This window comes from Rhizobium sp. BT-226 (genome assembly GCF_025847085.2).
GTDB classification, from domain to species: domain Bacteria; phylum Pseudomonadota; class Alphaproteobacteria; order Rhizobiales; family Rhizobiaceae; genus Rhizobium; species Rhizobium sophorae.
Window position 1 is genome coordinate 1,561,006 of record NZ_JAOYTI010000001.1, and the last position, 13,843, is coordinate 1,574,848.

Genomic DNA, 13,843 nt, shown 5'->3' on the forward strand with positions numbered 1-13,843 from the left:
ATGCATAAAACTTGAAACGCGTCGCCTGAATCAGAGTCGACGCGACACGTTTTAACTGTGAGCTCGCGCTCACATCATCTTTCGGCCGTTTGGCACCGACTGTTCGACCGCAGCAAGCACGATCGCACCGTTCTCGTCCTCGAAACCCAGCGTCAGCACTTCCGAGCGGAACGGCCCGATCTGGCGCGGCGGGAAATTGACGACGCCGAGCACCTGCCGGCCGATCAGGCTTTCCGGCATATAATGCACGGTGATCTGCGCGGAGGATTTTTTAATGCCGATGTCAGGACCGAAATCGATCAGGAGTTTGAATGCCGGCTTGCGCGCCTCCGGAAAGGGACTGGCTTCGATAATCGTGCCGACGCGGATATCGACACGCTCGAAATCGGCGTAGGTGATCTCGTCGGCCATATGGTCTCCGTCAGCCAGCCAGTTCCTCGGCCCGCTTGCGCGCCGCCGCAAGGGCTGCGTCGAATAAGGGCTGCATGCCGTCTTCGGCCATCAGCACGGCGAGCGCCGCCGCCGTGGTGCCGCCGGGAGAGGTCACATTCTCGCGCAGCCGCGAAGCGTCGTCGGGGGACTGGTGCATGAGTTCACCAGCCCCCGCGACTGTTTCCCGCGCAAGACGCATGGCGAGGTCCGCCTGCAGGCCGAGTTTACGGCCTGCCTCCGCCATACATTCGACGAGATAGTATACATAAGCCGGACCGCTGCCCGAAAGCGCCGTCACGGCATCGATATCGGCTTCCGCCGGCACCCATTCGACCGGCCCCGAGACGCTGAGAAGCGAATGGACGCGTTCGCGCTGCGGATCGCCGACCCGTGAATTCGCAAAAGCGCCGGTGACACCGCGCCCGACCATGGCTGGCGTGTTCGGCATGGCCCGCACCATGGCGGCCTTGCCAAGATGTTTCTCGAGGAAATCGAGCGTCTTGCCCGCTGCGACCGAGACGACGACCGTATCCGGCCCGACGGCGCTCTTCACCGCCGGCAGCACCATCTCCATCACCTGCGGCTTGACCGCGAGGAACAGCACGCTTGCCTTCAAATCCGCAGGAAGCGCGGTCAGATGGGTCGCGCCAGCCTCGCTGATCGTCGAAAGCATGGCCGGCGACGGGCCGGGATCGACAACGATAACGGCCGAGCCCGGAACGCCGCTTTTCAGCCAGCCGGATAGCATCGCCCCGCCCATGTTTCCGGCACCGATCAGAACGACGGGATGTGTCGAGGAAAAAGGGGTCGTCGGCATCCTATGCCTCGCCGACCGTTTCAAACAGCACGGCTTCCATCGCCTTCGTCGCTTCCATGCCGGACCAGACGACGAACTGGAATGCCTGGAAATAGGCTTCGCAGGTATCGAGCGCGCTGGAAAGCAGCACCTCCACCTGGCGATTGGTAGGCTCCGCACCGCCGGCAAGCAGCAGCGATTGGCGGAAAATGACGACATCTTCCTGGCGCCAGAGGTCGAAATGACCCATCAGCACCTGCCCGTTGATCGCCGAGAGCAGCTTGACCACCTCGTTGACCCTGATGTCGGGAACTTTGATATCGAAGGCGCAGCCAAGATGCAGCGCCTCGAATTCCTCCATCCAGGAGAAGGAGACGTGGTAGTCCGTCCAGCGGCCCTCGACCGTCATCGCGATCTCGTCCTCGCCGGACCGTTCGAACGACCAGTCGTTGTTGGAGGCAACGTACTCGATCATATCGACCGGGTTCGACTGACGCTCGACTTCCAATTCCATCAGGTTCATGCAGCACCTTCTTGACCGGAACGAATGCGACCTAACTTGGTGTACGAACACAAGTAAAGACACACGCAAAATACCGGAACCACCACTCGGATGATCGTTGAACCGCTGCCAGACTTAACGCAGATAACCTGCCCGGAGCTTACCAAGTCGCTTCGAATCATCATTTAAAATCAGTGTATAGCGCCCCTTGCCCCCTGCCAGCCCCCCGAACGGAAAATAGGACCGGCCACTGTGGAAAGGCTCTTCGAAATTCAATTCAGAAGGGAGAATAAGCGACTCTGCGAATTGGCTTTTTTGGCAGTGTCCACAGGTGGAAAACTCACCTGGTTTTTTTACGGAAGATGCGGCGTGTGGCATGAAGGCAACGCCGCATCTGTGTCTTATCGGGACTTTAAGCGCCCTCGCCGGCAAGCTTCGCCTCGAGCGCTGCGATGCGGGCGGCAAACGCCTCGTTCTCGTCGCGTGCCTTGATCGCCATCTCGCGCACGGCCTCGAACTCCTCGCGCTTGACGACGTCCATGCTGTTCAGCCAACGCTCGGCCTGGGCGTTGAAGGCGGTTTCGATCTCCTTGCGGACGCCCTGGGCGGCACCGGCCGCATCGGTCATCAGCTTGGCGAATTCGTCCATGATGCGGTTCGTTCCGGTCGTCATGGCGTTTTTCTCCCTTGGCATGAGGTGAATTCAGCCCTTCAGGGCCTCGAGGATTGAGGTAGGGCTTCGCCATCGACGATGCAAGCGCTTTACACTGGATAAGCTTGCCGGAACCGCCCGGGAACGGGCCATCACGAACAATGGACTTGACCGTCCGGGATCGCAGCGGCATGTTCCGCGCAACTCAACGGGTGGAAAACCTTGCCGACAGCAGCCGATCTCCTTGCCATCATGCCTTTCCCGGATATCGATCCGATCGCCTTTTCGATCGGTCCGCTGGCGATTCACTGGTACGGTCTCGCTTACGTCGCCGGCATCCTGCTCGGCTGGGCCTATGCGCGCCGCATCGCCGCCAATGACAGTCTCTGGCCCAGCAACGTCTCGCCCATATCAAAGACGCAGCTCGACGATTTCATCGTCTGGGCAGCCCTTGGCGTCGTCCTAGGGGGTCGTCTCGGCTATATTTTCTTCTATGATCTCCCCGCCGTCCTGCGCAGTCCCGTCCGTGCGCTGGAGATCTGGAACGGCGGCATGTCCTTCCACGGCGGTCTGACCGGCACGACGATCGCGATGATCCTCTTTGCCCGCCGCAACGCCATCCCGGTCTGGAGCCTGTTCGACATCGTCGCCGCCGTCGTTCCCTTCGGCCTGTTCTTCGGCCGCATCGCCAATTTCATCAATGGCGAACTGTGGGGCCGGTTGACCGACGTGCCCTGGGCCGTGGTCTTCCCGACCGGCGGTCCCTTCGCCCGCCATCCGAGCCAGCTTTACGAAGCCGGCCTCGAAGGCATCGTTCTGCTCCTGGTGCTGGCCGCCTTCGTCTATGGCTTGCGCGCGCTGAAAAGCCCCGGCTTCGTTACAGGCGTCTTCGTCTGCGGTTATGCGCTGTCGCGCATCTTCGTCGAATTCTTCCGCGAGCCTGATGCCCAGCTCGGTTACCTCCTCGGCACGAATTGGCTGACCATGGGCATGGTGCTCTCCTCCCCGATGATCCTGCTTGGCCTCTGGGCGATCCTGCGGGCCCGCCGCCAGGCTGCGCTGCAGCTCTGAGAAACGGCAGGACGCGCGACATGACCACCGCTCTCGGCGAAAAGATCAAGGCCATTATCCAGGCCAACGGCCCGATCAGCGTCACCGATTATTTCTCGCTCTGCCTGGCAGACCCCGAACACGGCTATTATCGCACCCGCGAGCCCTTCGGCCGTTCCGGTGATTTCGTCACCGCGCCCGAGGTCAGCCAGATTTTCGGCGAGATGATCGGCGTCTTCATCGTCCATGCGTGGCAGCGCCACGACACACCGACGGGCGTCCGCCTTGTCGAGATAGGCCCCGGCCGCGGCACCATGATGGCCGACATGCTGCGCGTCATCTCCCGCATCGCTCCACCGCTTTTCGACGCGATGACCGTGCATCTCGTCGAAACCAGCGAGCGGCTGCGCGACATCCAGAGCCAGACGCTCGAACCCCACGGCGACAAGATCAGCTGGCACGACGGCTTCGACGAAGTGCCGCCCGGCTTCACGCTGATTGCCGCCAACGAACTTTTCGATGCCATCCCGATCCGCCAGTTCGTCCGCATGCCGACGGGGTTCCGCGAGCGCATGGTCGGCATCGACGCCGATGGCGAGCTGACTTTCGCCGCCGGCGTCGCCGGCCTCGATCCCACCTTGCTGCCCGAACCGGTGCAGAACGTGCCGGTCGGCACCCTATTTGAGATCTCGCCTGCCCGCCAGGCGGTGATGATGGCGATCTGTGAGCGGCTGCGCGCCTTCGGCGGCACGGCGCTTGCGATCGACTACGGCCATCTCGTCACCGGCTTCGGCGATACGCTGCAGGCCGTGCGCATGCATGAATTCGACCCGCCGCTCGCCCATCCCGGCGAAGCCGATCTGACGAGCCATGTCGACTTCCAGCAGCTCGCCGAAACGGCGCTAGCCGCCGGCCTTCATCTGAACGGCGCCCTGCATCAGGGTGATTTTCTGACCGGCCTTGGCATCCTCGAGCGCGCAACCGCCCTTGGCCGCGATCGCGAACCGCAAACCCAGCAGGTCATCCAGGCGGCGGTCGAAAGGCTCGCCGGTGCCGGTGAAGGCCGCATGGGCGAACTCTTCAAGGTGATGGCGGTCTCCTATCCCGCCCTCGATCTCATGCCCTTTCGTCCGGTGGATTGACACGGCCCACGCGGCTGGTTCAACATCCGCCTGAAACAAGAACTTGAAGCGCGCCGCATATGCGATGCGCTTGGGATGATAACAAACACCTTAAAAAACCCCGGAATCACAGATGCAGGACGCGGCCTCTCCCGCACCGATCGAAAGCGCGCTGCTGAACGAAGCGGCGGGCACCACGATCCGGCACGGTTATTTCACTCGGGCCGGCGGCGTTTCCGAAGGGCTGTATCGTGGCCTCAATGTCGGTCTCGGCTCCAGCGACGAACGCGACAAGGTCCTGGAAAACCGCCGTCGCGTCGCCGCCTGGTTCGGCTTGCCGGTCGAGCGGCTGGCAACCGTGCATCAGGTCCATTCCCCCGATGTCGTGACGATCGGCGCCGATTACGACGGCGGGCGCCCCGACGCGGATGCGATGGTAACGCGCACCCCCGGCATTGCGCTTGGTGTGCTCGCCGCCGATTGCGGACCCATCCTGTTTGCCGACCCTGACAATCGCGTCATCGGCGCTGCCCACGCCGGCTGGAAGGGCGCGCTCACAGGCGTGCTCGAAAACACCATTGCCGCCATGGAGGCACTGGGTGCGGACCGCGCTCGCATCGTCGCTTGCCTCGGCCCCTCGATCAGCCAGGCGAGCTATGAGGTCGGCCCTGAGTTCGTCGAGCGTTTCGTCGCCGAAAACCCGGAGGACGAGCGCTTTTTCGTGCCTTCCGCAACGCCCGGCCACGCCATGTTCGACCTGCCGGCGCTGACGGTCGACCGGTTGACGAAAGCCGGCGTGCGTGCCGAAAGCCTCGGCCTCTGCACCTATCCGGACAATGAGCGCTTCTTTTCCTACCGCAGGACGACACATCGCAAGGAGCCGGATTACGGCCGCCAGATTTCCGCGATATCAATCAGGGAGACTTGAGCAGAATGGCACTGCATTTCGAAAAGGCCGAATTCGCAAGCCGGCTTGCGCGCCTCACCGAGAAGATGAAGGAAGAAAAGCTCGACGCCTTGCTGCTCTTCGCCCAGGAAAGCATGTACTGGCTGACCGGCTACGACACCTTCGGCTACTGCTTCTTCCAGACGCTGGTCGTCAAGAGCGACGGCACCATGGCGCTGATCACCCGCTCGGCCGATCTTCGCCAGGCCAGGCATACCTCGATCCTCGAGGACATCCATATCTGGGTCGACCGGGTCAATGCCGACCCGACGCTCGACCTGAAGAATCTGCTGGTCGAGATGGACCTTCTCGGCGCCCGCATCGGTGTCGAATATGATACGCACGGCATGACCGGCCGCGTCGCCCGGCTACTCGACGCGCAATTGACCACCTTCGGCCAGATCGTCGACGCCTCCTACCTCGTCAGCCGCCTTCGCCTGATCAAAAGCCCGACCGAGGTCGCCTATGTCGAGCGCGCCGCCGTTCTCGCCGACGATGCGCTCGATGCCGCGATCCGGCTGACAAAACCCGGCGCCGACGAGGCCGATATCCTCGCCGCCATGCAGGGCGCGATCTTTTCCGGCGGCGGCGACTACCCGGCCAACGAGTTCATCATCGGCTCCGGTGCCGACGCCCTGCTTTGCCGTTACAAGGCCGGCCGCCGCAAGCTCGACGCCAACGACCAGCTGACGCTCGAATGGGCCGGCGCCTATGCCCATTACCATGCCGCCATGATGCGCACGATCGTCATCGGCGAGCCGACGCATCGCCACCGCGAGCTTTACAACGCCTGCCGCGAAACCATCGAGGCGATCGAGACCGTGCTCAAGCCCGGCCAGACCTTCGGCGATGTCTTCGACATGCATGCCAGGATCATCGACGAGCGCGGCCTGGCCCGCCACCGGCTGAATGCCTGCGGGTATTCGCTCGGCGCCCGCTTCTCGCCGTCCTGGATGGAGCATCAGATGTTCCATGTCGGCAATCCGCAGCCGATCGAGCCGAACATGTCGCTCTTCGTGCACATGATCATCGCCGATTCCGATACGGGCACGGCGATGACGCTCGGCCAGACCTATCTGACGACTGCGGATGCGCCGCGCGCGCTATCCCGCCATCCGCTCGATTTCATTGGGCTCTGACCGGTGAGAATCCGGAATTGACAGACGACCGTCCCCACCCGCATACATTCGGGTGGGGCTGATTGCGATTGCGGGAAGGACAGACCAAGGGATGACGCGAGCTGCGATTGTGCCCACGCTCCTGTTCGTCACGGCTCTACTGACAGCCTGCAACACGACCGATGCGCTGACGCCGCAGGTCGATATCGGCAATTCCGCCGGGGGCGCCCCGTCAAGCCCGGTGACGCAGAGCGAAGCCGAGCGTTTGGCGGGCACCCGCCAGCCGCGTTTTTCGGGAAGCTCGCAGCAGGGCGGCTATCATCCAGCCTATGATCAGTCGCAGCGGGCCTATCGACCCGGCACCGGCGCGGCGCCGACGACGATGCAGGAACAGGCAGACGCCCTGTCGAGAAGCGGCTCCTCACCGGCCGCCTCTGCCCCGATCGACGGACAATCGCTGCCCCCGCCGGCGACCGGTGGTGAGCTTGCCGCACAGCCGGCTCCGCCGGCCGAGGCGCAACAGCCGCAGCGGACCGCCGCCCTCCCCCCCAGTTCCTCCTCCGCCCGCGGCAATACCGTGCGCTTCCTGCCGATCATCGGCGCGCCGGTGCAGGCCGTGACACCGCTCTCGCGCCAGCTCGGCTCCGAGGCGCGGGCGCAAGGCCTCTCCATCAAGAGCTCGACCGATGCGAGCAGCGATTACATCCTCAAAGGCTATCTCTCCGCCTTCAGCGATGAAGGCAAGGTCACCGTGGTCTATGTCTGGGACATTCTCGACAATGGCGGCGCACGCCTGCACCGCATCCAGGGGCAGGAAAGCGTGCCGGCGGCCGCAGCCGACCCCTGGGCGGGCGTTCCAGCCTCGGTGATGCAGCAGATCGGCTCGAAAACCATCGCCGAATTCACCTCTTGGCGGCAGACTCAGGGCGGTTAGTCACAAACTTTTTGCAAATATGAAAGTCTGTGGCGCCTTTGCCCTTGCATTCACGGGGAAGCTGACTAATAAGCGCGGCTATCAGCGCATAACAGGCGGACCAAAATGAAGGTTTTCGCAGGCAATTCGAACCGGCAACTCGCCGAAGCGATCTGCAACTATCTCAATGTTCCCTTGGGGAGAGCCAGTGTCCGAAGGTTTGCCGATCAGGAAATCTTCGTGGAAATCCAGGAGAATGTGCGCGGTGAGGACGTTTTCCTCGTGCAGCCGACCGCTTTTCCTGCCAACGACCACCTGATGGAACTGCTGATCATGATCGACGCGATGCGTCGGTCCTCAGCCCGCCGCATCACGGCTGTCCTTCCCTATTTCGGTTATGCCCGCCAGGACCGCCGTGCCTCCGGCCGCACGCCGATCTCCGCCAAGCTGGTCGCAAACCTCATTACCGAAGCCGGCGCCGACCGCGTCATGACGCTCGATCTCCACGCAGGTCAGATCCAGGGCTTCTTCGATATACCCACAGACAATCTCTTCGCCCTGCCCGTGCTGACGCGCGACATCAAGAGCCACTACGACCTCAGCAACGTCGTGGTCGTCTCGCCTGACGTCGGCGGTGTGGTTCGCGCCCGCGCGCTTGCCAAGCGGCTGGACTGTCTTCTGGCCATCGTCGACAAGCGTCGCGATCGGCCGGGTGAATCCGAAGTGATGAACATCATCGGCGACATCGCCGGCAAGGACTGCCTGCTGATCGACGACATCGTCGATTCCGGAGGCACGCTCTGCAACGCTGCCGACGCGATGCTGGCCCAGGGCGCATCCAGCGTCACCGCCTACATCACCCACGGCGTCCTCTCAGGCGGCGCGGTCACTCGCGTCACTTCCTCGAAGCTGCGCGAACTCGTCATCACGGATTCGATCCAGCCGACCACGGCCGTGCTCTCGGCACACAATATCCGCATTGTGACGACGGCGCCGCTGATCGGCGAAGCCATCAGCCGAACGGCCCAGGAAGAGTCCGTCTCCAGCCTCTTCGATTAAAAGGAGCCGGCATTCGACCGGCTCTTTTAAATTCTGCATCAGATGGAGCAAGCGATTACCGGGCATGCTCTCCAAGGCGCAAAAAAGCCGGCACAAGGCCGGCTTCCTTTCATCTCTAATCCCAATTGATAAGGCTCAAGGCTGCTGCGGCGGCGCAGTTACCGAGTCCTCCCCCTGATCCGGTTCCTGCTCCTGGTCTGGCTCCAGTCCCTGAACTTGATCTTGATCCGGACCATCCGGCCCCTTGATCTGCTGGCCGTTGACGGCGATTGCGCCGTCGCGGCTGATGCTGATGTCCCAGCGCGAGCGGCCATCCGCATCGGTCTTGGCGAAACCCTTCACCATCATGATGCCGAAGGAGACCTGGTTGAGATCGGGGTCCGTCTTGGCAAGCTCCTGAACAGCGGCAATCGTCTTGTCGAGATCACGGGCAAGGATGGTCGCCTCCATCGAATAGTCCTTTTCGGTGTCGACCCGCCCCTCGATCTTGCCGGTCATATCGAGGTCGTAGACATCGGACTTGGCGCTGACCTTCGGAAACTCGACGGCGAGCCGGCCGTCGCGGAAGAGCTTCTTCGCCATCTCCTCGCCGCTCGTCTCAGGCGCTTCGGCGCTGCTGAAATCCACCGCCATGAAAGCGTCGCCGAATGTGGCGAAATCCAGATTCGGCATGGCCAGTTGCAGCTCGAAGCTGGTCGGCACGAAAGTAGAATAGCTTGCCGGCATCAGCGGGCTGTCGAGGCTGATATCTTGCGCATTGATGCCGAAGCCGAAACGCATGGCGTCGCTCGGCCCGTCGACAGCCACGTTGTAACCGAATGCCTTGACGCCGCCATTGCCCATCTGGCTGCTGATGGTCAGATTATTGACCCCGATCGTCTCGCTGAACGAGGCAAGAATCGGGAAGGCTTGCTTGAGCATTCCCTTTATCTTGTCGCTGTTTTCGGGGCTCAGTTCCTTCTCCTCGAGGTGGTCGAGAACGAAAAGGACGATCTCGCGGATTTGCTTGGCCGGCAGGCCGTTCACCTTGGCATCGAAATCGATCGAATCGGCCCGGATTTCAACGGGCGGCATTTGCAGGCCGGAAACCTGCTCGACGAAAGTGGACATCGAGCCGCTGCCCGCAAAATCGATACGCCCGTTGCCGCCCGCGCTGTCCGTCGAACTCAGCTTTTGGTCGATCGAGGCGATGCTGGCATGGACTTCCTCGGTGTCAGACTTGCTGGTGACCTTGATATCCTTGCCGGTGAAGGTGCCGGAGCGCAGATAGCTGATCGCCGGGTCGAAGACGCCGGTGTAGACAAGCGAGGCAATGGAATAGGAAAAATCCGTCGGCTTCTGGTCGGGGCCTTTGAAATGACCGGAAACGTTGAGGTTATTGTCACCCTCGATGTTCCAGAGCCCGCTGTCGAGCGGCGTGGCGAACATCGAGAATGGCGTCAGCCCGTTGATCACGAATGTCGCCGGATCGGCTTTGGCAAGCAGCTTCGCCAGATCGTAAATGATCTCGTATCGCGCCCCCGCCGGATTGACGGTGATCATACCGCTCTTCGCCATATCCCCGGGAAGCAGCTTCGTCAGCGTCTCCTTGACCGCATTGGCGCCATCCTGATTGATCTCGACACCCTGGGCCGTGGTGACAAGGCAAAGTGCCAGCAAGCTCGTTGCCGTGACAAGTTTGAGACGCATAGTCCGATTTCTCCTCAGCCGCTTTTTTGAATGCGGGCCATCCAAAGATGCGAAGCGCGTCGATGTCAACCTCAGCTGGGGAGGAGAATGGCAATTTTGCCGTTCATACGCCCACGCATTTCGGACGGGCGAGAACACCGCCCCTCGTATGCGGCATTCGGCTCACCGTTGACGATCGACGCGATGCTCGAATGCGGTCTCGGCTTGTCGAAGTGTATATATCACCGGAAACGGCCCGAATCCGCAACTTGCGTTTCCGATCGACTTATAATATAGGCCACCGGTCCGTGTAGACACCCTTGGAGGCAACGCGGATGAGGTCGGGTCATACCGCCTCCGGTTCGTCGGAACACGGCTTTTGCCCGCCGCCGAACTCTCCAAATAACCTCGAAAGGAATAGCCATGAGCCAGGAAACTTACGAGCTCAAGGCCGAGGCGCGCGAACGGGTTGGTAAGGGGTCCGCCCGTGAACTTCGCCGCAACGGTTTGATTCCCGCTGTCATCTATGGTGACAAGCAGGCCCCCATTGCCATCGCTCTCAACACCAATGAGGTGACGAAGCGCATTCACGCCGGTGGTTTCATGACCACCGTGGCGACGATCGACGTCGACGGCAAGAAGCACAAGGTTCTGCCGAAGGACTACCAGCTCGATCCGGTCCGTGACTTCACGATGCATGTCGATTTCCTGCGCGTCTCCGGCAACACCCAGGTGACCGTCGAAATCCCTGTTCACTTCATCAACGAAGAGAAGTCCCCGGGCCTCAAGGTCGGCGGCGTTCTGAACATCGTTCGCCATGAAGTCGAAGTTCATTGCCCGGCCGATGCGATCCCTGAGTTCTTTAACATTGACCTCAGCGGCAAGAAGATCGGTGACAGCATCCATATCGCGGAAGTCACCCTGCCGAAGGGCGTCACCCCGGTCATCGACCGCGACTTCACGATCGCGACGATTATCGCTCCGGCTGCCGGCATCGACGAGAGCGCCGAGGAAGGCGAAGCCGAAGCCTGATCGCTTCGACCAATTTGTAAAGCATATGGCCCGCTTTCCCCTGGAAAGCGGGCTTTTCATTGCCCGGCAACTGCCCCGTTTCAGCAACATTTAACAAATTCGTGGAAGCATGCTTCGTCAGCTGCGAAGAAGCCCGCCTTGACGCGCGACAGGAAATATGGCCGGCCTGGGGAGTAGACGGAACCATGAACAATTCCGTTGAGAACAGATTTTTTGCGATAGTTTGCGGAGCGCTGCTTGTTTTTGTCGCTCCCCTCTTTGTTCTCTTCCTCTTTCTTTCCTCGGAACGGGCCGACAAGGAAATACGCGACCATATCTCCGTTCTTCTTGTCGCCAATGCCCAGGCGCTGGCCAAACCGCTGTGGGACCTCGATGAGGACAGCGTTACCCAGATCAGCGCGACGGTCGTTTCCCAGGGTGCCATCGTCAAGGTCGAAGTGCGTGACCAGTCAGGCCAGCTCGACGTCAGCCAGTCCACCATCCCGCGCTCCTTCGACGGCAAGCTGGTGCAGGTGTCGCGCGCCATCATCTACAACACCGTCGACGGTCCGAAAAATCTCGGCAGCATCAGCGTCTATTATCCCGCCCTCGGCCTGTTTTCCGGCCTGAAGCAGGAAGAGGTCGTCTTCATCTCGATCTTCATCTTCGCGGTGCTGACCGTTTTCGGCACGGCGCTGATCGGCAACCGCTTCTTCGTCATCCAGCCGCTGATGCGGCTGACGGCGGCAATCGAGGCCACCCGCCAGCTGGGCTCCCGCCATCATGTCGACTGGCAGTCGAACGACGAGATGGGACGGCTTGCCCATAGCTTCAACGAGATGCAGACCAAGCTCGAAAGCGAGGAAAAGGAGCTGAAGCTCGCCCACCGCCGCGCCACCGACATCTACAATCTAACCCCCGCCATGCTCTTCTCGCTCGACGAGGAAGACCGCATCACCGCCGTCAGCGATTATTGGCTGCTTGCCACAGGTTATCATCGCGCCGCCGTCATCGGCCGCAACTTCGCCGATCTCGTCACCCCCAAGACCCGCGACAAATTCGTCAAGCGCCGCCAGGCCGAAAGCGGCATGACCGTCACCGTCAAGTTCGTTTGCCTGGATGGCCGCACCATGGACGTCCTCATCATGGAATCGGAGGCGGGAGCCGGCGCTCAAGACCGCCTCTCGCTATCGGTCATGACCGATGTCACCGAACTCAAGGCCTCCGAGGACCGCAACCACCGCCAGGCAATCACCGATCACCTGACCGGGCTTCTCAATCGCCAGGGCTTCGAAGCGGTCCTCGACAACAAGATCGCCGCCGCCGACGCCGCCGGCCAAGAACTCGCCTGTCTTTTCGTCGATCTCGACCGCTTCAAGTGGATCAACGACAATATGGGCCATGCCGCCGGTGACATGGCGCTGATCGAGCTCGTCGAGCGCCTGAAGACCCATCTTGCCCCCTCCGACGAGGCGGCCCGTCTCGGCGGCGACGAATTTGCCATCCTGCTGCCGGCAAAGGACGCCGAAAACCGCGCCAAGGTGATGTGTGAGCAGATCGCCTCGATCTTCGAAACGCCGTTCGCCCCCGACATGCATCTGAGCGCTTCCGTCGGCATCGCCATCTATCCGCATCATGCCGCAACCGCGGCCGAACTGCTGCAAAAATCCGACATGGCGATGTATGCCAAGAAGCGCGACGGCAAGAACGGCGCGCAGCTCTTCGACAATGCCATGCTCGACCGCGCCCGCAGCCGCGCCGAAATCGAGGCCAATATCGAAGCCGGCCTTGTCGACAACTGGTTCGAGGCCTTCCTGCAGCCGATCGTCAACCTGAACGGCCGCGGGATTGCCGGTTTCGAGGCACTGATGCGCCTCAACCATCCGCAGAAGGGCTTGATTTCGCCGGCCGAGATCGTCAGCGTCGCCGAGGAGACGGCAAAGATCGTCCGAGTCGGCAACGTCATCATGGAAAAGGCGATCGCCAACCTCGCGAAAATTTCCCACATATCAGGCATGCAGGATACCTATCTCGCCATCAACTTCTCGCCGCTGCAGTTCGAGCCGGCGCTTCCGGCCCGTCTTGCCGCTATCGTCGGTCGCCACGGCATCCGCCCCGAGCGCATCGTCGTCGAGATCACCGAAGCCGTGCTGATGCACGACAATCCTCAGATTCGCATGATCGTCACGGAGCTTCGTCGTTTCGGCTGCCGCATCGCGCTTGACGATTTCGGCACGGGCTATTCGTCGCTGAGCTACCTCAACCGCTTCCCCGTCGACATCATCAAGATCGACCAGTCCTTCACCCGCGCGATCAACGACGGCGACGACGACATGCGTCAGAAGAGCCGCATGCTGATCGAAGGCATCACCACACTGTCCCACAAGATGAATTGCACGGTCATTGCCGAGGGCATCGAGACCGAAGAGGAATGCCGCACGCTCCATCAGATGGGGCTTGACTATGGACAGGGCTATCTCTTCCATCGTCCGCAGCACGCAGCCACGTTGATCGAGGAACTGACGGCCTCGCAATCGGCCGTCGCACGCGCCTCGTGAACGAAGAACCAAGGAGA

The 13,843-nt window shown here is 61.6% G+C and carries 13 protein-coding genes; 8 read left to right on the plus strand and 5 right to left on the minus strand.

Annotated elements, in window-relative coordinates:
- Positions 1 to 69: 69 nt before the first annotated feature.
- The 4 genes from OIU37_RS07975 to OIU37_RS07990 form a co-directional block, all read right to left on the minus strand.
- On the minus strand, positions 70 to 411 hold the full coding sequence (locus tag OIU37_RS07975) for a tRNA-binding protein (protein ID WP_264257076.1): 342 nt from the start codon (positions 409 to 411) through the stop codon (positions 70 to 72).
- Between the two features lie 10 nt (positions 412 to 421).
- A complete protein-coding gene (proC, locus tag OIU37_RS07980; RefSeq protein ID WP_264257077.1) occupies positions 422 to 1,249 on the minus strand; it encodes a pyrroline-5-carboxylate reductase in 828 nt (275 codons plus the stop codon).
- 1 nt (position 1,250) lies between these two features.
- Positions 1,251 to 1,751: a YbjN domain-containing protein gene (locus tag OIU37_RS07985; RefSeq protein ID WP_003541709.1), complete on the minus strand. Its 501-nt coding sequence runs from the start codon at positions 1,749 to 1,751 to the stop codon at positions 1,251 to 1,253.
- 391 nt (positions 1,752 to 2,142) lie between these two features.
- Positions 2,143 to 2,403, minus strand: a complete 261-nt coding sequence (locus tag OIU37_RS07990; RefSeq protein WP_264257078.1) for an accessory factor UbiK family protein — start codon at positions 2,401 to 2,403, stop codon at positions 2,143 to 2,145.
- Positions 2,404 to 2,604: 201 nt separating this feature from the next.
- Between OIU37_RS07990 and lgt the strand changes: the two genes are divergently transcribed.
- The 6 genes from lgt (at position 2,605) to OIU37_RS08020 (ending at position 8,589) form a co-directional block, all read left to right on the plus strand.
- Positions 2,605 to 3,453: a prolipoprotein diacylglyceryl transferase gene (gene lgt, locus OIU37_RS07995; protein WP_264257079.1), complete on the plus strand. Its 849-nt coding sequence runs from the start codon at positions 2,605 to 2,607 to the stop codon at positions 3,451 to 3,453.
- A 20-nt stretch (positions 3,454 to 3,473) separates the two neighbouring features.
- Positions 3,474 to 4,574 carry a class I SAM-dependent methyltransferase gene (locus OIU37_RS08000; protein ID WP_264257080.1) on the plus strand — a complete coding sequence of 367 codons (1,101 nt, stop codon included), beginning with the start codon at positions 3,474 to 3,476 and terminating at the stop codon, positions 4,572 to 4,574.
- A 112-nt stretch (positions 4,575 to 4,686) separates the two neighbouring features.
- Positions 4,687 to 5,481 carry a peptidoglycan editing factor PgeF gene (pgeF, locus tag OIU37_RS08005; protein ID WP_171604187.1) on the plus strand — a complete coding sequence of 265 codons (795 nt, stop codon included), beginning with the start codon at positions 4,687 to 4,689 and terminating at the stop codon, positions 5,479 to 5,481.
- A gap of 5 nt (positions 5,482 to 5,486) precedes the next feature.
- Positions 5,487 to 6,638 (plus strand): Xaa-Pro peptidase family protein, encoded by a 1,152-nt coding sequence (locus OIU37_RS08010; RefSeq protein ID WP_011652944.1) that lies wholly within the window; start codon positions 5,487 to 5,489, stop codon positions 6,636 to 6,638.
- A 91-nt stretch (positions 6,639 to 6,729) separates the two neighbouring features.
- The gene (locus OIU37_RS08015) at positions 6,730 to 7,551 is read left to right on the plus strand and encodes a hypothetical protein (protein WP_264257081.1); all 822 of its coding nucleotides are present in this window, start codon (positions 6,730 to 6,732) and stop codon (positions 7,549 to 7,551) included.
- A 105-nt stretch (positions 7,552 to 7,656) separates the two neighbouring features.
- On the plus strand, positions 7,657 to 8,589 hold the full coding sequence (locus OIU37_RS08020) for a ribose-phosphate pyrophosphokinase (RefSeq protein ID WP_171604190.1): 933 nt from the start codon (positions 7,657 to 7,659) through the stop codon (positions 8,587 to 8,589).
- Positions 8,590 to 8,724: 135 nt separating this feature from the next.
- Here OIU37_RS08020 and OIU37_RS08025 read toward each other — a convergent pair whose 3' ends face one another.
- Positions 8,725 to 10,278, minus strand: a complete 1,554-nt coding sequence (locus OIU37_RS08025; RefSeq protein WP_264257082.1) for a hypothetical protein — start codon at positions 10,276 to 10,278, stop codon at positions 8,725 to 8,727.
- 402 nt (positions 10,279 to 10,680) lie between these two features.
- Between OIU37_RS08025 and OIU37_RS08030 the strand changes: the two genes are divergently transcribed.
- Both OIU37_RS08030 and OIU37_RS08035 read left to right on the plus strand, forming a co-directional pair.
- Positions 10,681 to 11,289, plus strand: coding sequence for a 50S ribosomal protein L25/general stress protein Ctc (locus OIU37_RS08030; RefSeq protein WP_171604192.1), 609 nt, complete (start codon positions 10,681 to 10,683; stop codon positions 11,287 to 11,289).
- Positions 11,290 to 11,474: 185 nt separating this feature from the next.
- Entirely contained in the window at positions 11,475 to 13,826 is a 2,352-nt protein-coding gene (locus tag OIU37_RS08035; protein ID WP_264257083.1) for an EAL domain-containing protein, read from the plus strand.
- The last annotated feature ends 17 nt before the right edge of the window (positions 13,827 to 13,843 follow it).